The following is a 20,254-nucleotide window of genomic DNA, read 5'->3' on the forward strand; positions in this document are numbered from 1 at the left end:
CGGAGATGTGTTATGTCTGATACCAAACGTAATACAATCGGCAAATTCGGCTTGCTCTCGCTGACTTTTGCCGCCGTTTACAGCTTTAACAACGTTATCAATAATAATATTGAGCTTGGACTGGCCTCAGCACCAATGTTTTTCCTCGCGACGATTTTTTATTTTATTCCCTTCTGTCTGATCATCGCAGAATTTGTTTCGTTAAATAAAAACTCGGAAGCCGGTGTCTACGCGTGGGTAAAAAGTTCGCTGGGCGGACGTTGGGCATTTATTACTGCCTATACCTACTGGTTCGTAAACCTGTTCTTTTTCACCTCATTATTGCCGCGCGTTATTGCTTACGCCTCGTATGCTTTCCTCGGCTACGAATATATTATGACACCGGTTGCCACCACCATTATCAGTATGGTGCTGTTCGCCTTCTCCACCTGGGTTTCCACCAACGGGGCGAAAATGCTGGGGCCAATCACCTCCGTCACTTCAACGCTGATGCTGCTGTTAACGCTCTCCTACATTTTACTGGCAGGCACGGCGCTGGTTGGCGGCGTACAGCCTGCCGATCCGATCACCGTTGACGCGATGATCCCGAACTTTAACTGGGCGTTCCTCGGCGTTACTACCTGGATCTTTATGGCCGCAGGTGGCGCGGAATCTGTCGCGGTGTACGTTAACGACGTCAAAGGCGGTTCAAAATCGTTTGTTAAAGTGATCATTCTCGCCGGGATTTTTATCGGTGTACTATATTCCGTCTCCTCGGTGCTGATTAACGTCTTCGTCAGCAGCAAAGAGTTGAAGTTTACCGGCGGATCGGTGCAGGTATTCCATGGCATGGCGGCGTATTTTGGTCTGCCGGAAGCGTTGATGAATCGCTTTGTCGGTCTGGTGTCCTTTACCGCGATGTTCGGCTCCCTGCTGATGTGGACCGCTACGCCGGTAAAAATTTTCTTCTCCGAAATCCCGGAAGGCATCTTTGGTAAGAAAACCGTCGAACTGAACGAAAACGGCGTTCCGGCGCGCGCAGCGTGGATCCAGTTCCTGATCGTCATCCCGCTGATGATTATCCCGATGCTCGGTTCCAATACCGTGCAAGATCTGATGAATACCATTATTAATATGACCGCCGCAGCATCCATGCTTCCACCGTTATTCATCATGCTGGCTTACCTGAATTTACGCGCCAAATTAGATCACCTGCCACGCGATTTCCGCATGGGCTCCCGTCGTACCGGTATTATCGTTGTTTCAATGCTGATTGCGATATTTGCCGTAGGGTTTGTCGCTTCGACATTCCCGACTGGCGCGAATATTCTGACCATCATTTTTTATAACGTCGGCGGTATTGTTATCTTCCTCGGCTTTGCGTGGTGGAAATACAGTAAATATATAAAGGGATTAACGGCTGAAGAGCGCCATATTGAAGCGACGCCAGCCAGTAATGTTGATTAAGCAGAATAATAAAAAATGAGCAGGCATTTTCCCTCTTCCTGGATGGGGAGAGGGAAAATAGTTTCTGCCTTTATATTTTTATAATTACAACGATAAAAGGCTGTACTTTTTCTTTAGCTCATGGATTAACACAATGAAATTAATCACTGCACCATGCAGAGCATTACTTGCTCTGCCGTTTTGCTACGCCTTTTCTGCGGCTGCTGAAGAAGCACGTCCGGCAGAACATGACGACACAAAAACACCCGCAATTACCTCGACATCTTCTCCTTCATTTCGTTTTTACGGCGAATTAGGGGTTGGTGGATATATGGATTTAGAGGGTGAGAATAAACATAAATACAGCGATGGCACCTATATAGAGGGTGGCCTGGAGATGAAGTACGGCTCCTGGTTCGGCCTGATTTACGGCGAAGGCTGGACCGTGCAGGCCGACCACGACGGTAATGCCTGGGTGCCTGACCATAGCTGGGGCGGTTTCGAAGGTGGGATTAACCGTTTCTATGGCGGTTATCGTACCAATGATGGCACCGAAATCATGCTCAGTCTGCGTCAGGATTCCTCGCTGGATGATCTGCAATGGTGGGGCGACTTCACCCCCGATCTGGGCTACGTCATTCCCAATACCCGCGACATTATGACTGCGCTGAAGGTACAGAACTTAACCGGCAACTTTCGTTATAGCGTCACCGCCACACCAGCCGGACATCATGACGAAAGCAAAGCCTGGCTACATTTTGGCAAATACGATCGCTACGACGACAAATACACTTATCCGGCAATGATGAACGGTTACATCCAGTATGATCTTGCCGAAGGCATCACCTGGATGAACGGTCTGGAAATCACCGACGGTACCGGACAACTCTATCTCACTGGCCTGCTTACCCCTAACTTTGCCGCTCGCGCCTGGCACCATACCGGACGCGCCGACGGACTGGACGTACCGGGAAGTGAAAGTGGGATGATGGTGAGCGCCATGTATGAAGCGTTCAAGGGGATTTATCTCTCTACCGCTTACACGTACGCCAAACATCGCCCTGACCACGCTGACGATGAAACCACCTCTTTCATGCAGTTTGGTATCTGGTACGAATACGGCGGCGGACGTTTCGCAACGGCTTTTGATAGCCGCTTCTACATGAAAAATGCCTCTAACGATCCCAGCGACCAACTCTTCCTGATGCAATATTTCTACTGGTAAAAGGACAATAATCTCATGAAAATCAAAACTATTTTAACGCCAGTAGCCTGCGCTCTACTGATGAGTTTTTCCGCCCATGCCGCTAATGCCGACAATTACAAAAACGTGATTAACCGTATCGGCGCACCGCAGTACATGAAGGATTACGATTACGACGATCACCAGCGTTTTAATCCGTTTTTCGATCTCGGAGCCTGGCATGGTCATCTGTTGCCAGACGGCCCGAACACCATGGGCGGTTTTCCAGGCGTTGCGCTGCTGACGGAAGAATACATCAACTTTATGGCCAGCAATTTCGACCGCCTGACCGTCTGGCAGGACGGCAAGAAAGTCGACTTCACGCTGGAGGCATACAGTATTCCCGGCGCGCTGGTGCAAAAACTGACAGCAAAAGATGTGCAGGTTGAAATGACTCTGCGCTTCGCCACGCCGCGCACGTCACTACTGGAAACCAAAATCACCAGCAATAAACCGCTGGATCTGGTGTGGGACGGCGAACTACTGGAAAAACTGGAAGCGAAAGAAGGGAAACCGATTTCCGATAAAACCATTGCTGGCGAGTACCCTGATTATCAGCGCAAAATCAGCGCCACCCGTGATGGCCTGAAAGTCACCTTTGGCAAAGTGCGTGCCACCTGGGATCTGCTGACCTCTGGCGAATCAGAATATCAGGTGCATAAATCCCTGCCAGTGCAGACTGAAATCAACGGTAATCACTTTACCAGTAAGGCGCATATCAACGGGTCGACGACGCTCTATACCACCTACTCCCACCTGCTGACCGCTCAGGAAGTTAGCAAAGAGCAAATGCAGATCCGCGATATTCTGGCGCGTCCGGCGTTTTATCTCACCGCCTCGCAGCAACGCTGGGAAGAGTACCTGAAGAAAGGGTTAACCAATCCGGATGCGACGCCGGAACAGACGCGCGTCGCGGTGAAAGCCATCGAAACACTCAACGGTAACTGGCGCTCACCGGGCGGGGCGGTGAAATTTAATACCGTCACACCGTCGGTGACCGGGCGCTGGTTCTCCGGCAATCAGACCTGGCCGTGGGATACCTGGAAACAGGCGTTTGCGATGGCGCATTTCAATCCGGAGATCGCCAAAGAGAATATCCGCGCGGTCTTCTCCTGGCAGATCCAACCTGGCGACACCGTGCGTCCACAGGATGTGGGATTTGTCCCCGACCTGATTGCGTGGAACCTTAGCCCCGAGCGTGGCGGCGATGGCGGCAACTGGAACGAACGCAATACCAAGCCCAGCCTTGCCGCCTGGTCGGTGATGGAAGTGTACAACGTCACCCAGGATAAAACCTGGCTGGCAGAGATGTACCCGAAACTGGTGGCCTATCACGACTGGTGGTTACGTAACCGCGATCATAACGGCAACGGCGTGCCGGAATATGGCGCGACCCGCGATAAAGCCCATAACACCAAGAGCGGCGAGATGCTGTTTACGGTGAAAAAAGGCGATAAAGAAGAGACGCTGTCTGGGCTGAACAACTACGCCCGCGTGGTGGAGAAAGGCCAGTACGACAGTCTGGAAATTCCGGCACAAGTTGCTGCGTCGTGGGAATCGGGCCGTGATGACGCCGCCGTCTTTGGGTTTATCGACAAGGAACAGCTGGATAAATATGTCGCTAACGGCGGCAAACGTAGCGACTGGACGGTGAAATTCGCCGAGAACCGCAGCCAGGACGGAACGTTGCTGGGCTACTCGCTATTGCAGGAGTCGGTGGATCAGGCCAGCTATATGTACAGCGATAACCATTATTTGGCAGAGATGGCAACTATCCTCGGTAAGCCGGCAGAGGCCAAACGCTATCGCCAGTTGGCGCAGCAGCTCGCGGACTACATCAATACCTGTATGTTCGACCCGACCACGCAGTTCTACTATGACGTGCGCATTGAAGATAAACCGCTGGCGAACGGCTGTGCGGGCAAACCGATTGTTGAGCGCGGTAAAGGGCCTGAAGGCTGGTCGCCGCTGTTTAACGGTGCGGCAACGCAGGCCAATGCCGACGCGGTGGTGAAGGTGATGCTGGACACCAAAGAGTTCAACACCTTTGTACCGCTGGGAACGGCGGCGTTAACCAACCCGGCTTTTGGCGCGGATATCTACTGGCGCGGGCGCGTATGGGTAGATCAGTTCTGGTTTGGTCTGAAAGGAATGGAGCGTTACGGTTATCGCGATGATGCCCTGAAACTGGCGGATACGTTCTTCCAGCATGCCAAAGGATTAACCGCCGACGGTCCGATTCAGGAGAATTACAACCCTCTGACTGGCGCGCAGCAAGGGGCTCCAAATTTCTCCTGGAGTGCCGCACATTTGTATATGTTGTATAACGATTTTTTCCGTAAGCAGTAATTTGCAACGGCTGGCGGATGTGGCGTAAACACCTTATCCGCCCTACATGTACGTTCCCCCAGGCCGGATAAGACGCGGCAAGCGTCGCATCCGGCATTACCACCAGCGTATTCTTTTTGATTCCCATCACAAACCCCGCATTCCCCTTTTCCCTTTTCCCCGGCGACGGCTAAATTAGAACTCATCCGACCACATAACAATTATTTTACATACTGGATAATTTATGAGCTACCTGTCGCTGTTTGCCCCGCTTGATTTAGGTTTTACCACGTTAAAAAACCGCGTGTTGATGGGTTCAATGCACACCGGGCTGGAGGAATACCCGGACGGTGCCGAGCGGCTGGCGGCGTTTTATGCTGAACGCGCCCGTCACGGCGTGGCGCTGATCGTTAGCGGCGGTATTGCACCTGATTTAACAGGCGTTGGCATGGAAGGCGGTGCAATGCTCAATGACGTCAGCCAGATCCCGCACCATCGCACCATTACCGAAGCGGTACATCAGGAAGGCGGCAAAATCGCCCTGCAAATTTTGCATACCGGACGCTACAGCTACCAACCGCATCTGGTAGCGCCCTCCGCGTTGCAGGCCCCCATCAACCGTTTCGTTCCTCATGAACTCACCCATGAAGAGATCCTGCGACTGATCGACGATTTCGCCCGCTGCGCGCAACTGGCGCGGGAGGCCGGATACGATGGCGTCGAAGTGATGGGCTCTGAAGGGTATTTGATCAACGAGTTTCTGACTCTGCGCACCAACCAGCGTAGCGACCAGTGGGGCGGCGATTACCGCAACCGGATGCGGTTTGCCGTCGAAGTAGTGCGTGCGGTGCGCGAGCGCGTCGGCAACGACTTCATTATTATCTATCGGCTGTCGATGCTCGACCTGGTAGAAGGCGGCGGGACTTTAACCGAAACGGTAGAACTGGCGCAGGCCATTGAAGCGGCGGGCGCAACCATTATCAACACTGGAATAGGCTGGCATGAAGCGCGGATTCCGACCATCGCCACGCCAGTGCCGCGCGGCGCATTTAGCTGGGTCACACGCAAACTGAAAGGTCACGTCTCATTGCCGCTGGTGACCACCAACCGGATTAACGATCCGCAGGTTGCCGACGATATTCTCTCGCGCGGTGATGCCGATATGGTATCGATGGCGCGACCGTTTCTTGCTGATGCGGAGCTGCTGTCAAAAGCGCAATCGGGGCGAGCCGATGAGATCAACACCTGCATTGGCTGCAATCAGGCCTGTCTCGATCAGATCTTTGTCGGCAAAGTCACCTCGTGCCTGGTGAATCCTCGCGCCTGCCACGAAACCAAAATGCCGATCCTTCCCGCCGTGCAGAAAAAAAATCTGGCGGTGGTCGGCGCAGGTCCGGCGGGGCTGGCGTTTGCCATCAATGCGGCGGCGCGTGGTCATCAGGTAACGTTGTTTGATGCACATAGCGAGATCGGCGGGCAGTTTAATATCGCCAAACAGATCCCCGGCAAAGAGGAGTTTTACGAAACATTGCGCTACTACCGCCGGATGATCGAAGTGACTGGCGTGACACTGAAACTTAATCACACCGTGACCGCAGATCAGTTAAAGGCGTTCGATGAAACGATCCTCGCCAGTGGGATCGTACCGCGCATTCCGCCCATCGACGGGATCGATCATCCGAAGGTGTTGAGTTATCTCGACGTACTGCGCGACAAAGCGCCGGTGGGCAACAACGTCGCCATCGTCGGTTGTGGTGGGATTGGCTTTGATACAGCGATGTATTTGAGTCAGCCAGGGGAGTCCACCAGCCAGAATATCACCGAGTTTTGTAATGAGTGGGGAATCGACAGTAGCCTGCAACAGGGTGGTGGGTTAAGCCCGCAGGGAATGCAGATCCCCCGTAGCCCGCGACAGATTGTGATGCTTCAACGCAAAGCCAGCAAACCAGGGCAAGGGTTGGGCAAAACTACGGGCTGGATCCATCGCACCACCCTGCTCGCGCGCGGCGTGAAAATGATCCCAGGCGTAAGTTACCAGAAGATCGACGATGACGGGCTGCATGTGGTGATCAACGGCGAACCGCAAATTTTGGCGGTAGATCATGTGGTGATCTGCGCGGGGCAGGAGCCAAACCGCACGCTGGCGCAACCGCTCATTGATAGCGGGAAAACCGTGCATTTAATTGGCGGCTGCGATGTGGCTATGGAGCTGGACGCACGACGGGCGATCGCGCAGGGAACACGGCTGGCGCTGGAGATTTAAATCGTTGTTTGAAGCGCCGGATGCGACGCATCCGGCACGTCGCGTTAATCAATAAACAAGGCGGGAGAAATGCCGAATCGCGTTGCCAGTTTTTTAGCGTGTTCCAGCGTTAATTTCCTCTTCCCGCTCAAAACGCGTGACACCATCGATTTACTGCCAATTTCCGGCAGATCGGAAAGGGTTAAACCATATTGATCCATAAGGGTACGAATCACAGCTATACCGCCAGGCATGGCTTGAGCCATGGCATTAAATTCAGCAAATTCGGGCGCTGATTCTTCCCACGCGGTTATTTTGGCACACACCAGATCCAGCAAGGGGTTTTCAGGATCGTTGAGCAGCAGATGATCTACCAGTTCCAGCGCCTGGGTGTATTGTTCCTCGTTCTGAATACCCGCCAGAAAAGGTGCCACAGCAGTTAGCTTTTCTCCTGCTTGCAAGATGTCGGCAATCGCAATCATTTTTTCCCCTTAGTACGATGAACGGCGGTAAAGAAATCGTATTCTTTATGCGTCATAACTTCACGTATGTAGCACTTTTGCGATTCAAAAAAGACCATTGCTACAACACGTAATTCATTGCCCCCGACATTGAAAACATAATGCTTATCCAGATATTTGAAGTTATCCAGAGAAGGGAATACTGCTTTTAATGACTCAGGTTTTTTGAAATATCCCTTAGCAATCGTGTTCCCCAGAGCCACCAACTCCGTTTTATGTTGCGGGTATTTTTCCGCAGCATCTTTCAATGCTTTTTGAGTTATCAGGTGCATTCTTCATCACGTCCGTTGACAAATTGGCAATATGATAACATCCGTTGACAGATTGGCAACGGATGAATTTATCTGTGTGACGGAAGAATAAACGTAGAAAAACGCTAAACAAGAGAATGTAGAGGATGGTGACAGGGATTTTTTGTTTTATGGAAGCGCGATTCCAGAACTGGGCAGACATTGCCGGATGCGACGCTTGCCGCGTCTTATCCGACCTGGGGGTAATGTGCTGAACGTATGCCGGATAAGGCGTTTACGCCGCATCCGGCAGGTAGCTGTCAATCTTACCGACGACGCCCCAGCTTCACCGCTTTCAGCACCACAAATTTATTATTGGTGGCAATGGTGGTGCAGTTGCCAAAAATTTTCTTCAGTTTATGGAAGTAATCCAGGTGACGGTTGGCAACGATATACAGCTCGCCGTTGATTTTCAGGCAGCGGCGCGCGTGGTGGAACATTTCCCAGGCAACGTTATCGGTCAGTGCATGTTGCTGGTGAAACGGCGGGTTGCAGAGCACAGCATTAAAGCGGAACGGCTCCACGCCGGAGAGCGCGTTGTTGATCATAAACTCGCAGCGATCCAACGCCTCTGGCATGTTGGTTTCAACATTCAAACGGCTGGAAGCAACCGCCATCGGTGATTCATCGACAAACACCACTTTCGCCTGCGGGTTTTTATCAAGCAGCTTCAGGCCAATAACGCCGTTACCACAACCGAGATCGACAACCTCACCCTCGAGATTCTCTGGCAGATGCTGCATAAAGAAGCGCGCGCCAATATCAAGCCCGGTGCGTGAGAAGACATTCGCATGGTTGTGGATAGTCCAGTCAGTACCCTCCAGCTTCCAGCTAACGGTTTGCGGTGCATCAACCAGCGGCGGCTCGTTGAAAGTGCAGTTAATCAGGCGCGCTTTCTTCCATGCCAGCGTGGTGGTGGTCGGGCCGAGCACTTTTTCGAACAGTTCCAGCGTGGAGGTGTGAATGTCACGGGCTTTAGCACCGGCAATAATACGTGTATCCGGCGTGACTACTTTGCGCAATGCGCGCAGTTGCTGTTCCAGCAATGCCAGTGTTTTCGGCACTTTGATCAGTACCACGCCCGGCTGTTGCGGGTAGTCAGCGGTGCTGTCGAGAAACTTCACGCTCGATTCATCAATCCCGTTGAGGCGTAAATTCTCGCGCGTCGCCAGTTCGCTGATGTATGAGTCGCCAATACTGTACGGCTTATGTTCCGCCAGCGCACAACTTAACGCCCCAAAGGCATCATTCAGGATTAACACCGGGCCGCGGATTTCTGTGTCGTCCAACTGTTGCAGCAAATATTCATCTGCCGCTTCCCACGCCTGTAGCGGGTTAACGTCATCCGTCGCCGGAAAACGTTGTAGTGTCAGTGAACGGAAACCGTTGTCTAAGTGGCTCATCGGCCCTCCTGAATGATAAAATTTCGACGTTGCCCCTGAAAAGGGTGCGTGAGTATACCCTTTTTCTCTTTTTCGTGGGCGGTTATGAGCAATCTTACTTATCTTCAGGGTTATCCCGAACAGTTGCTTTCCCAGGTGCGCACGCTGATTAATGAACAGCGTCTGGGCGATGTGCTGGCAAAACGCTATCCAGGAACGCACGACTACGCCACCGATAAAGCCCTCTGGCAATATACTCAGGATCTGAAGAATCAGTTTCTGCGCAATGCCCCGCCGATCAATAAAGTGATGTATGACAACAAGATCCATGTGCTGAAAAACGCGCTCGGGTTACATACCGCTGTTTCGCGTGTGCAGGGCGGCAAGCTGAAAGCAAAAGCAGAGATCCGCGTCGCTACCGTGTTTCGCAACGCGCCGGAACCGTTTTTGCGCATGATCGTGGTGCACGAGTTGGCGCACCTGAAGGAGAAAGAGCACAACAAAGCGTTTTACCAGTTGTGCTGTCATATGGAACCGCAGTACCACCAGCTTGAGTTCGACACCCGGCTGTGGCTAACGCAGTTGTCGCTTGGGCAGGACAAAATCTGAAAATAATTTCAGGCGTTATCTTTTCCTCCTTTAGCGCCTAAAATCGACCTCCCCCCTTTCGTTAAGGATAACGACCATGCTGCGCGCCTTTGCCCGCCTTTTTCGCCGCGTTTGTTTTTCTCGCCGGACTCTAAAGATTGCCTGCTTACTGTTACTTGTGGCAGCAGCGACAATTTTTATCGCCGATCGCGCAATGGTCAACGCCAGCAAGCAGCTGACCTGGAGCGATGTTAACGCCGTTCCAACACGTAACGTGGGTTTATTGCTGGGGGCGAGGCCGGGTAATCGCTACTTTACCCGACGTATTGATACCGCAGCAGAGTTGTACCACGCCGGAAAAGTGAAATGGCTACTAGTGAGCGGCGATAACGGACGTAAAAATTACGATGAAGCCTCAGGCATGCAGCAGGCTTTGATCGCTAAAGGCGTACCCGCAAAAGTCATCTTCTGCGACTATGCCGGATTCTCAACGCTTGATTCGGTGGTGCGTGCCAAAAAGGTGTTTGGTGAAAGCCATATCACTATTATTTCGCAAGAATTTCATAACCAACGCGCCATCTGGCTGGCAAAACAGTACGGCATCGATGCCATCGGGTTTAACGCACCAGACCTGAATATGAAACATGGTTTTTATACTCAGCTGCGGGAGAAACTCGCTCGCGTCAGCGCAGTGATTGACGCGAAAATCCTCCATCGACAGCCGAAATATCTCGGGCCGTCGGTCATGATTGGGCCGTTTAGCGAGCATGGCTGTCCGGCGAAAGAATAATGCGTATCTGCGCACGTCGAAGATGAAAAAGGCGTGCTACATTGACGGCAGAATCCCTTTATGGAGTATCCACGCGTTATGATACGTTTCGCTGTGATTGGCACGAACTGGATCACCCGCCAGTTCGTCGAGGCCGCCCATGAGAGCGGTAAATACAAGTTAACCGCTGTCTATTCCCGCAGCCTTGAACAGGCCCAGCACTTCGCCAATGATTTTTCTGTCGAGCATCTGTTTACATCGCTGGAAGCGATGGCAGAAAGTGATGCTATTGACGCGGTGTATATTGCCAGCCCGAATGCCCTGCATTTTCCCCAGACACGACTTTTCCTTAGCCATAAAATTCATGTGATTTGCGAGAAACCGCTGGCGTCGAATCTGGCGGAAGTGGATGCCGCCATTGCCTGTGCGCGGGAAAATCAGGTGGTGCTGTTTGAGGCATTTAAAACCGCCAGCCTGCCGAATTTCCATTTGTTACGCCAGGTACTGCCGAAAGTTGGCAAATTGCGTAAAGTCTTTTTCAACTATTGCCAATATTCCTCGCGATATCAACGTTATCTGGACGGCGAGAATCCCAACACCTTCAATCCGGCATTCTCCAACGGTTCAATTATGGATATCGGCTTTTACTGTCTGGCGTCGGCGGTGGCGTTATTTGGTGAACCGAAAAGCGTGCAGGCAACCGCCAGTTTGCTGGCAAGTGGTGTGGATGCCCACGGCGTGGTGGTGATGGATTACGGTGATTTCAGCGTTACCTTGCAGCACTCAAAGGTCAGTGATTCTGTGCTGGCAAGTGAGATTCAGGGCGAAGCGGGATCGCTGGTGATTGAAAAACTGTCTGAATGCCAGAAAGTTTGCTATGTGCCGCGCGGCAGCCAGATGCAGGATCTTACCCAACCGCAGCATATTAATACCATGCTGTACGAAGCAGAGCTGTTCGCTACCCTGGTGGATGAACATCTGGTAGATCATCCAGGGCTGGCGGTCAGTCGTATCACCGCCAGGCTGCTGACCGAGATCCGCCGCCAGACCGGGGTGATTTTTCCGGCAGATAGCGTAAAACTATAATAGCCAAAGTAAAACAGTGTAAAAGGGATGTAACAGACCATTGACTGACCGAATGGTCTGTCATACTTTGTTACCTGCAAAGGGGAGTAACTTCATTGCCGGTCGATCGTCATTACGATGTGTGAAAAACCACATCCGGTCACCGGGCAACCCGAAAGGAATACGCAGACGTATTCCTTTTTTGTTGTAAGTGAGACCTTGCCGGAAGGCGAGGTCTATGCATAAAAAGCAGCGGCTGACGTCTTCCGACGTTGGCCGTTTTTTTATGTGTAAGGAACTTCTATGAATACTGTCGGCACGCCGTTGCTATGGGGCGGATTCGCTGTTGTTGTCGTCATTATGCTGGCTATCGACCTGTTGTTGCAGGGGCGTCGCGGGGCACATGCCATGACCATGAAACAGGCTGCGGCCTGGTCGCTGGTCTGGGTGACACTGTCGTTATTGTTTAATGCCGCTTTCTGGTGGTATCTGGCGCAGACACAGGGGCGCGAAGTCGCGGACCCTCAGGCATTGGCCTTCCTCACGGGTTATCTGATTGAGAAATCACTGGCGGTCGATAACGTCTTCGTCTGGCTGATGTTGTTCAGCTATTTCTCTGTTCCGGCGGCATTACAACGCCGCGTGCTCGTGTATGGCGTACTCGGGGCGATTGTTCTGCGTACCATCATGATCTTCACTGGCAGCTGGCTGATTTCGCAGTTCGACTGGATCCTGTATATCTTCGGTGCCTTCCTGCTGTTTACTGGCGTGAAGATGGCGCTGGCTCATGAAGATGAATCAGGTATTGGTGACAAGCCGCTGGTGCGCTGGCTGCGCGGTCATTTGCGCATGACCGACACCATCGACAACGAGCATTTCTTTGTGCGTAAGAATGGTTTGTTGTATGCCACGCCGCTGATGCTGGTACTGATTCTGGTGGAGTTGAGCGACGTGATTTTCGCCGTGGATAGCATTCCGGCTATCTTCGCCGTGACCACCGATCCGTTTATTGTGCTGACCTCAAACCTGTTTGCGATCCTCGGCCTGCGTGCGATGTATTTCCTGCTGGCGGGCGTAGCAGAACGTTTCTCGATGCTCAAATATGGTCTGGCGGTGATTCTGGTGTTTATCGGTATCAAGATGCTGATTGTCGATTTCTACCATATTCCGATCGCCGTTTCGCTGGGCGTGGTGTTTGGTATTCTGGTGATGACGTTTATTATCAACGCCTGGGTGAATTATCGGCATGATAAGCAGCGGGTGGGATAATTCGCTGTATATTAAGCCACTACGGGTGATAACTCATTCCAGACAAAGATGAGCGATTAAGTATGTAACCGACTTATAGCTCTTTACAAAAAGATCGCTTGGGTGTTAGTGGCGTCAAAATCACCGAAGCGTTCCCTGGAGGCCGGGGCAGCGGCGATTGGCCGCTCCCTGCGCCAGTGACTTTATGTGGCATCGTACATCACAGGAGCGCAACAGTTCTCATATGCCAAATAGTTTTGCCCATATGTTATCTAATCAGCCTTAGTAGCCAGTCCTTCCCTCTGTTTATGTCAAACAAATGTAACCATTAAGTTGCAAAATATGACCTCTCTTTAAAATCCAGCATTTTTCGCTTCCCGAAGCTGTAACTTTCCTTATACTCGACCTTGCAAACACTTTGTTACATCCTGAAAGATGCGTCGACAGAACGCACCAGGGATGTGCGACAACACAATGAAAGGATCGAAAAATGACTACGCAACGTTCACCGGGGCTATTCCGGCGTCTGGCTCATGGCAGCCTGGTAAAACAAATCCTGGTCGGCCTTGTTCTGGGGATTCTTCTGGCATGGATCTCAAAACCGGCGGCTGAAGCTGTCGGTCTGTTAGGTACTTTGTTCGTTGGTGCCCTGAAAGCTGTAGCGCCGATTCTGGTGCTGATGCTGGTAATGGCATCTATTGCTAACCACCAGCACGGGCAGAAAACCAACATTCGCCCTATTCTGTTCCTCTATCTGCTGGGCACCTTCTCTGCTGCTCTGGCCGCGGTAGTCTTCAGCTTTGCCTTCCCTTCTACCCTGCACTTGTCCAGTAGCGCGGGTGATATTTCGCCGCCGTCAGGCATTGTCGAAGTGATGCGCGGGCTGGTAATGAGCATGGTTTCCAACCCCATCGACGCGCTGCTGAAAGGTAACTACATCGGGATTCTGGTGTGGGCAATTGGCCTCGGTTTCGCACTGCGTCACGGTAACGAGACCACCAAAAACCTGGTCAACGATATGTCGAATGCCGTCACCTTTATGGTGAAACTGGTCATTCGCTTCGCACCGATCGGTATTTTTGGGTTGGTTTCTTCTACCCTGGCTACCACCGGTTTCTCCACACTGTGGGGCTACGCGCAACTGCTGGTCGTGCTGGTTGGCTGTATGTTACTGGTGGCGCTGGTGGTTAACCCATTGCTGGTGTGGTGGAAAATTCGTCGTAACCCGTTCCCGCTGGTGCTGCTGTGCCTGCGCGAAAGCGGCGTGTACGCCTTCTTCACCCGCAGCTCTGCGGCGAACATTCCGGTGAATATGGCGCTGTGTGAAAAGCTGAATCTGGATCGTGATACCTATTCCGTTTCTATTCCGCTAGGTGCAACGATCAATATGGCGGGCGCAGCAATCACCATTACCGTGTTGACGCTGGCTGCGGTTAATACGCTGGGTATTCCGGTCGATCTGCCCACAGCGCTGCTGTTGAGCGTAGTGGCTTCTCTGTGTGCCTGTGGCGCATCCGGCGTAGCGGGGGGTTCTCTGCTGCTGATCCCACTGGCCTGTAATATGTTCGGTATTTCGAACGATATCGCCATGCAGGTGGTTGCCGTCGGCTTTATCATCGGCGTATTGCAGGACTCTTGCGAAACCGCGCTGAACTCTTCAACTGACGTGCTGTTCACTGCGGCAGCTTGCCAGGCAGAAGACGATCGTCTGGCAAATAGCGCCCTGCGTAATTAATTGTTTAACCCCTTTCGTCTACTGCGGAAGGGGTTGTTTTCTCTACTTTAAACGGATCAACTCCCCTTTTCTGCATCCGCCAGAAACGAATGATATTCAGGCCATTCATGAGCAGAAAACTCCCCTCAATCATCGTGCCGCCTATCGACCCCGCCCAGAAGTTGTGAATCACCCAGCAACACGTTGAAAACCACATTACGCAGCGCATGGTCAGCCCTTTACAGCGGAATAGCGCCCAGGTACTGACAATCGTGCCGATAACCGGCAATAGTTCGACAGGATGATGGAACTTCGCGAGGCCAATTCCGCCAGTCAGCACAATAAAAATCGCCATTACCCATAAGCTGCGCGTGCGTAAGGTAATCAATGTACGAATGGCATTAAGGATGGCACTGGCACCAGCGGGATAGGTGCCCAGAAGAAAAAAATGTACGCCAATAACGGCGCTATAGACCGAAAGCTGCTTTTTGAAGCGACGTTCGTCACGATTGAAAAATGTTGTGATACCAATCAGAAAGGCGATGACACCCACGCCCTGGGCCAGCCAATACGCGGTCATGATAAATCCTTAGCAGGTATGGAAAAGCAAACGGCGCTTCACATTATGAAACGCCGTTTTTTATTAACAACTCATTTCGACTTTATAGCGTTACGCCGCTTTTAAAGATCGCCAGTTCACGGAAGTCGTTACGCTCGTTACAGGTTTGCTTACCGTTGGCAAACTCAACGATGGTATCGATGAATTCTTCCAGCAACTGCGGCATCGCTTTACCGTGGATCAGCTGACCCGCGTCAAAGTCGATCCAGTGTTTTTTCTTCGCCGCCAGTTCACTGTTGGTGGCGATTTTCACCGTCGGCACAAATCCACCATACGGCGTGCCACGACCCGTACTGAACAGCACCATATGGCAGCCCGCACCCGCCAGGGCGCTGGTCGCTACGGCATCGTTACCCGGCGCACTTAACAAGTTCAGCCCCGGCGTTTTCAGACGCTCGCCGTAACGCAGCACGTCAACCACGACGCTGGAACCCGCTTTCTGGGTACAGCCAAGTGATTTGTCTTCCAGCGTGGTGATACCGCCCGCTTTGTTCCCCGGCGATGGGTTTTCATAGATCGGCTGGTCATGGGCAATAAAGTACTGTTTGAAGTCGTTGACCATAGTGACCAGTTTTTCAAACGTTGCTTCGTCGCGGCAATGGTCCATCAGCAACTGCTCTGCGCCAAACATCTCCGGCACTTCGGTCAGTACGGTAGTACCGCCGTTAGCAATCACGTAGTCAGAGAAACGCCCCAGCATCGGGTTAGCAGTAATACCAGAAAGACCGTCAGAACCACCGCACTCCAGACCAAACTTCAGTTCGCTGAGTTTGCCTGGCTCACGCTTGTCGTTGCGCATTACGTTATACAACTGATGCAAATGCTCGATCCCGGCTTCGATCTCATCATCCTGCTGTTGGCAGATCATGAAATGAACGCGTTCAGGATCGATATCACCCAGCGTTTCACGGAATGCGGCAACCTGGTTGTTTTCACATCCCAGACCAATGACCAACACGGCGCCTGCGTTCGGGTGGCGCACCATGTTTTGCAGCATGGTGCGGGTATTGATGTGATCGTCGCCCAGCTGCGAGCAGCCGTAGGTGTGGCTGAAGAGGAACACGCCGTCAGTACCTTCGGCGTTGTTGGTCTCTTTCAGGAAACGGTTCTGGATCTGCCGCGCGATGCCGTTAACACAACCCACGGTTGGCAGGATCCACAGCTCATTACGCACCCCGACATCGCCGTTCGCGCGACGATAGATCTGCACTTCACGATCTGCCGCTTGCGCAGGCAGATCCTGAAAATCAGGTTGATAGCGATACTGATCCAGATCGCTCAGATTCGTGCGCGTATTGTGGGCGTGAACGTGTTCCCCCGCCGCAATATCCGCCAATGCATAACCAATCGGCAGGCCATATTTAATGACGTTGGCCCCTTTTGCGATATCCGTTAACGCAAATTTATGTCCACGAGCAACATCCTGGCGCAGCGTAACAGTCTGGTTATCGACACTGACTTCTGTGCCTTCCGCCAAATCTGCTAAAGCAACCGCGACGTTATCCAGCGCATGGATCTTGATGTATTGCATATCAACCCCAGACCTTAGTTCAGTTCAATGGCGAAGTAGTCACGCGCATTGTTAAAGCAAATATTTTTCACCATCTCGCCCAGCAGGTTGATGTCCGCCGGTGCTTCGCCCGCTTCCACCCAGCGGCCAATCATCTGGCACAGAATGCGACGGAAGTATTCGTGACGGGTGTATGACAAGAAGCTACGGCTGTCAGTCAGCATACCGACAAAGCGGCTCAGCAGACCGAGCTGCGCCAGTTGGGTCATCTGACGTTCCATACCGTCTTTCTGATCGTTAAACCACCAGCCGGAACCGAACTGCATTTTGCCTGGCATTCCTTCGCCCTGGAAGTTACCGATCATGGTACCCAGTACTTCGTTATCGCGTGGGTTCAGGCAGTACAGAATAGTTTTCGGCAGCAGGTTTTCTTCGTTCTGTTTGCTCAGCAGCTTAGACAGTTCTTCCGCCATCGGACGGTCGTTGATGGAGTCAAAGCCTACATCCGGCCCCAGCAGTTTGAACTGACGCAGGTTGTTATTACGCAGTGCGCCGATGTGGTACTGCTGTACCCAGCCGCGACGTGCGTATTCGGCACCAAGGAACACCAGCACCGCAGTTTTGAACTGTGCCACTTCGTGCTCGCTCAGGGTTTCGCCTGCCAGACGGCGCGCCAGAATGCTGTCCAGTTCCGCTTCGTTCGCTTCAGCAAACATCACCACGTCCAGCGCGTGGTCAGACACTTTACAGCCGTGAGCGGCGAAGTGATCCAGACGTTTGGTCAGGGCAGTTTGCAGATCAGCAAAGCGGCGGATGTCGGTATCAGAGACTTCACCCAGCTTCGCCATGTAGTCGTTAAAGGTCGCCTGTTCGATGTTGAAGGCTTTGTCCGGACGCCAGCTCGGTAGCACTTTAATGGTGAAAGAGCCGTCTTTGGCGATCTCAGCGTGATGCTCCAGTGAATCGATCGGGTCATCGGTAGTGCCGACCATTTTCACGTTCATCTGCTGCATGATGCCGCGCGCAGAGAAATTATCCTGCGCCAGCAGTTCGTTACATTCGTTCCAGATTTCGTCAGCGGTAGACGGGGAAAGCAATTTGCCGGTAATACCAAATGGACGACGCAGTTCGAGGTGCGTCCAGTGGTATAACGGGTTGCCGATAGTGTGCGGAACGGTCGCCGCCCAGGCGTCAAATTTTTCACGGTCAGACGCATCACCGGTACACAGACGCTCAGCCACGCCATTAGTGCGCATAGCACGCCATTTGTAGTGATCACCTTTCAGCCAGATGTCATACAGGTTTTTAAAACGATAGTCTTCCGCAATCTGCTGCGGTGGCAAATGGCAATGGTAATCGAAAATCGGCTGGTCTTTTGCGTAGTCGTGATACAGACGGCGGGCAAATTCGGTATCTAACAGGAAATCTTCAGTCATAAACGGAGTCATTTTCGTCTTCCTCTCAACGAGTGAGCTAGCTTGCTTATGGTGCGATGCTGACAAAGTTATCACACCAATTTCCAGAGTCCGAAGATATTTTCGTGAGATAGATCAATAAACGTAGTTAAAAAAATTACTCTCAAAGTGGTAAATCTCGCTGCAAGCCGCGCCAGTACTGGCCTCGCTGTCATCAGGTAATGTCCCTACAAATATTCCCACATTTGTGATGGCTCTCACCTTTTAAAGTTGTATGACAAGTTATCTTTCTGCCGTCGCAAATCATAAGTCGACGGAATGCAAATTGCCGATTCATTCATTTGTTAGATGAATCGGGTTAACCGGTACGGAAGCCGAATTAGCACGAAACTTTCATGGCAACGTTCGGGGCGTGCCGGTTTTTTTTCGGTTACCCGGTCGTAACTAACATCTTCAGCCTCTGGCGGGATGATGGCCGCGCTTCCTGCGGATATAACAAAACGATGAGGTTTTACATGCGTAAAATTAAAGGGTTACGTTGGTATATGATCGCACTGGTGACGCTCGGCACCGTGCTTGGTTACCTGACGCGTAACACTGTGGCGGCAGCTGCGCCAACTCTGATGGAAGAGTTAAACATCTCCACCCAACAGTATTCCTATATCATCGCAGCCTATTCTGCTGCTTATACGGTCATGCAACCGGTAGCAGGTTATGTACTGGATGTGCTGGGTACGAAAATCGGTTACGCAATGTTTGCTGTACTGTGGGCTGTGTTCTGTGGCGCAACCGCGCTGGCAGGTAGCTGGGGTGGCCTGGCGGTTGCTCGTGGTGCGGTAGGTGCTGCAGAGGCGGCGATGATCCCGGCGGGTCTGAAAGCCAGTTCCGAATGGTTCCCGGCAAAAGAGCGTTCCATCGCGGTCGGCTACTTTAACGTAGGTTCTTCGATTGGTGCCATGATTGCGCCGCCGCTGGTGGTATGGGCAATCGTGATGCACAGCTGGCAGATGGCATTTATCATCTCCGGTGCGCTGAGTTTTATCTGGGCGATGGCATGGCTGATTTTCTACAAGCATCCGCGCGACCAGAAACATCTGACCGATGAAGAACGTGACTACATTATTAATGGTCAGGAAGCCCAGCACCAGGTTGACACAGCGAAGAAAATGTCCGTTGGTCAGATCCTGCGTAACCGTCAGTTCTGGGGTATCGCGCTACCGCGTTTCCTGGCTGAACCGGCCTGGGGTACTTTTAACGCGTGGATCCCGCTGTTCATGTTTAAAGTTTACGGCTTTAACCTGAAAGAGATCGCGATGTTCGCCTGGATGCCGATGCTGTTTGCTGACCTTGGTTGTATCCTCGGTGGTTACCTGCCGCCGCTGTTCCAGCGTTGGTTTGGCGTGAACCTGATCGTTTCCCGTAAGATGGTAGTAACGCTGGGTGCGGTGCTGATGATTGGCCCAGGTATGATCGGTCTGTTCACTAACCCGTATGTCGCGATTATGCTGCTGTGTATCGGTGGTTTTGCTCACCAGGCCCTGTCTGGCGCATTGATTACGCTCTCTTCTGACGTGTTCGGTCGTAACGAAGTGGCGACGGCGAACGGTTTAACCGGGATGTCCGCATGGCTGGCAAGTACGCTGTTTGCACTGGTAGTCGGTGCACTGGCTGACACTATCGGCTTCAGCCCGCTGTTCGCAGTTCTGGCAGTATTCGACCTGCTGGGTGCGCTGGTTATCTGGACTGTGTTGCAGAACAAACCGGCGATTGAGGTGGCGCAGGAATCACATAACGATCCCGCACCGCAACATTAAGGCTTAACGTAAGTTGTAATGACGAAGCCGCCTGTTCAGGCGGCTTCGTTGTTTGTAGAGAACAAACCGTTTATCCGGGTT

Annotated in this window: 16 protein-coding genes; 10 read left to right on the top strand and 6 right to left on the bottom strand. The window is 52.2% G+C overall.

The features are described 5' to 3' along the window. Window positions 1–12 precede the first annotated feature (12 nt). The 4 genes from FQZ95_RS06640 to fadH all read left to right on the top strand — a co-directional run bounded on the left by FQZ95_RS06640 (window position 13) and on the right by fadH (window position 7,259). Window positions 13–1,446: an amino acid permease gene (locus FQZ95_RS06640; RefSeq protein WP_001285446.1), complete on the top strand. Its 1,434-nt coding sequence runs from the start codon at window positions 13–15 to the stop codon at window positions 1,444–1,446. A 133-nt stretch (window positions 1,447–1,579) separates the two neighbouring features. Beyond that, the gene (gene ygjJ, locus FQZ95_RS06645) at window positions 1,580–2,650 is read left to right on the top strand and encodes a protein YgjJ (protein WP_160530028.1); all 1,071 of its coding nucleotides are present in this window, start codon (window positions 1,580–1,582) and stop codon (window positions 2,648–2,650) included. Between the two features lie 15 nt (window positions 2,651–2,665). Next, on the top strand, window positions 2,666–5,017 hold the full coding sequence (gene ygjK, locus FQZ95_RS06650; protein ID WP_160530029.1) for an alpha-glucosidase: 2,352 nt from the start codon (window positions 2,666–2,668) through the stop codon (window positions 5,015–5,017). Window positions 5,018–5,240: 223 nt separating this feature from the next. Next, entirely contained in the window at window positions 5,241–7,259 is a 2,019-nt protein-coding gene (gene fadH, locus FQZ95_RS06655; RefSeq protein WP_160530030.1) for an NADPH-dependent 2,4-dienoyl-CoA reductase, read from the top strand. 44 nt (window positions 7,260–7,303) lie between these two features. Here fadH and higA read toward each other — a convergent pair whose 3' ends face one another. From higA to rlmG, 3 genes are all read right to left on the bottom strand, one after another. After that, window positions 7,304–7,720, bottom strand: a complete 417-nt coding sequence (gene higA, locus FQZ95_RS06660; protein ID WP_000560266.1) for a type II toxin-antitoxin system antitoxin HigA — start codon at window positions 7,718–7,720, stop codon at window positions 7,304–7,306. Then, window positions 7,717–8,031, bottom strand: a complete 315-nt coding sequence (gene higB / locus FQZ95_RS06665) for a type II toxin-antitoxin system toxin HigB (protein ID WP_000550189.1) — start codon at window positions 8,029–8,031, stop codon at window positions 7,717–7,719. The genes higA and higB overlap by 4 nt, the downstream gene beginning before the upstream one ends. Window positions 8,032–8,315: 284 nt before the next feature. Continuing rightward, on the bottom strand, window positions 8,316–9,452 hold the full coding sequence (gene rlmG, locus FQZ95_RS06670; RefSeq protein WP_032185165.1) for a 23S rRNA (guanine(1835)-N(2))-methyltransferase RlmG: 1,137 nt from the start codon (window positions 9,450–9,452) through the stop codon (window positions 8,316–8,318). A gap of 84 nt (window positions 9,453–9,536) precedes the next feature. Here rlmG and FQZ95_RS06675 point away from each other — a divergent pair, with 84 nt between their 5' ends. The 5 genes from FQZ95_RS06675 (at window position 9,537) to sstT (ending at window position 14,836) form a co-directional block, all read left to right on the top strand. Then, window positions 9,537–10,040: a M48 metallopeptidase family protein gene (locus FQZ95_RS06675; RefSeq protein WP_001295542.1), complete on the top strand. Its 504-nt coding sequence runs from the start codon at window positions 9,537–9,539 to the stop codon at window positions 10,038–10,040. A gap of 76 nt (window positions 10,041–10,116) precedes the next feature. Further along, a complete protein-coding gene (locus FQZ95_RS06680; RefSeq protein WP_160530031.1) occupies window positions 10,117–10,809 on the top strand; it encodes a SanA/YdcF family protein in 693 nt (230 codons plus the stop codon). A gap of 78 nt (window positions 10,810–10,887) precedes the next feature. Further along, a complete protein-coding gene (locus tag FQZ95_RS06685; RefSeq protein WP_105276825.1) occupies window positions 10,888–11,874 on the top strand; it encodes a Gfo/Idh/MocA family protein in 987 nt (328 codons plus the stop codon). A 282-nt stretch (window positions 11,875–12,156) separates the two neighbouring features. Then, window positions 12,157–13,122 carry a TerC family membrane protein Alx gene (alx, locus tag FQZ95_RS06690; RefSeq protein WP_001098830.1) on the top strand — a complete coding sequence of 322 codons (966 nt, stop codon included), beginning with the start codon at window positions 12,157–12,159 and terminating at the stop codon, window positions 13,120–13,122. A gap of 469 nt (window positions 13,123–13,591) precedes the next feature. Further along, on the top strand, window positions 13,592–14,836 hold the full coding sequence (gene sstT, locus FQZ95_RS06695; RefSeq protein ID WP_000211655.1) for a serine/threonine transporter SstT: 1,245 nt from the start codon (window positions 13,592–13,594) through the stop codon (window positions 14,834–14,836). 4 nt (window positions 14,837–14,840) lie between these two features. Here sstT and FQZ95_RS06700 read toward each other — a convergent pair whose 3' ends face one another. The 3 genes from FQZ95_RS06700 to uxaC form a co-directional block, all read right to left on the bottom strand. Then, window positions 14,841–15,395 carry a YgjV family protein gene (locus FQZ95_RS06700; RefSeq protein ID WP_088541779.1) on the bottom strand — a complete coding sequence of 185 codons (555 nt, stop codon included), beginning with the start codon at window positions 15,393–15,395 and terminating at the stop codon, window positions 14,841–14,843. 82 nt (window positions 15,396–15,477) lie between these two features. After that, complete coding sequence (uxaA, locus tag FQZ95_RS06705) at window positions 15,478–16,965, bottom strand: altronate dehydratase (RefSeq protein ID WP_001199376.1); 1,488 nt, start codon at window positions 16,963–16,965, stop codon at window positions 15,478–15,480. A gap of 14 nt (window positions 16,966–16,979) precedes the next feature. Then, window positions 16,980–18,392, bottom strand: a complete 1,413-nt coding sequence (gene uxaC, locus FQZ95_RS06710; protein ID WP_000187442.1) for a glucuronate isomerase — start codon at window positions 18,390–18,392, stop codon at window positions 16,980–16,982. 482 nt (window positions 18,393–18,874) lie between these two features. Here uxaC and exuT point away from each other — a divergent pair, with 482 nt between their 5' ends. Beyond that, window positions 18,875–20,173, top strand: a complete 1,299-nt coding sequence (exuT, locus tag FQZ95_RS06715; RefSeq protein WP_001298326.1) for a hexuronate transporter ExuT — start codon at window positions 18,875–18,877, stop codon at window positions 20,171–20,173. Window positions 20,174–20,254 lie beyond the last annotated feature (81 nt).

It is taken from the genome of Escherichia sp. HH41S (assembly GCF_009820115.1).
GTDB lineage: Bacteria > Pseudomonadota > Gammaproteobacteria > Enterobacterales > Enterobacteriaceae > Escherichia > Escherichia coli_F.

Coding starts and splice junctions, on each gene's coding strand:
- higA (WP_000560266.1), bottom strand. CDS start 7,720: ATGATTGCGATTGCCGACATCTTGCAAGCAGGAGAAAAGCTAACTGCT.
- sstT (WP_000211655.1), top strand. CDS start 13,592: ATGACTACGCAACGTTCACCGGGGCTATTCCGGCGTCTGGCTCATGGC.
- FQZ95_RS06640 (WP_001285446.1), top strand. CDS start 13: ATGTCTGATACCAAACGTAATACAATCGGCAAATTCGGCTTGCTCTCG.
- alx (WP_001098830.1), top strand. CDS start 12,157: ATGAATACTGTCGGCACGCCGTTGCTATGGGGCGGATTCGCTGTTGTT.
- uxaC (WP_000187442.1), bottom strand. CDS start 18,392: ATGACTCCGTTTATGACTGAAGATTTCCTGTTAGATACCGAATTTGCC.
- FQZ95_RS06675 (WP_001295542.1), top strand. CDS start 9,537: ATGAGCAATCTTACTTATCTTCAGGGTTATCCCGAACAGTTGCTTTCC.
- ygjJ (WP_160530028.1), top strand. CDS start 1,580: ATGAAATTAATCACTGCACCATGCAGAGCATTACTTGCTCTGCCGTTT.
- higB (WP_000550189.1), bottom strand. CDS start 8,031: ATGCACCTGATAACTCAAAAAGCATTGAAAGATGCTGCGGAAAAATAC.
- uxaA (WP_001199376.1), bottom strand. CDS start 16,965: ATGCAATACATCAAGATCCATGCGCTGGATAACGTCGCGGTTGCTTTA.
- exuT (WP_001298326.1), top strand. CDS start 18,875: ATGCGTAAAATTAAAGGGTTACGTTGGTATATGATCGCACTGGTGACG.
- FQZ95_RS06680 (WP_160530031.1), top strand. CDS start 10,117: ATGCTGCGCGCCTTTGCCCGCCTTTTTCGCCGCGTTTGTTTTTCTCGC.
- fadH (WP_160530030.1), top strand. CDS start 5,241: ATGAGCTACCTGTCGCTGTTTGCCCCGCTTGATTTAGGTTTTACCACG.
- rlmG (WP_032185165.1), bottom strand. CDS start 9,452: ATGAGCCACTTAGACAACGGTTTCCGTTCACTGACACTACAACGTTTT.
- FQZ95_RS06685 (WP_105276825.1), top strand. CDS start 10,888: ATGATACGTTTCGCTGTGATTGGCACGAACTGGATCACCCGCCAGTTC.
- ygjK (WP_160530029.1), top strand. CDS start 2,666: ATGAAAATCAAAACTATTTTAACGCCAGTAGCCTGCGCTCTACTGATG.
- FQZ95_RS06700 (WP_088541779.1), bottom strand. CDS start 15,395: ATGACCGCGTATTGGCTGGCCCAGGGCGTGGGTGTCATCGCCTTTCTG.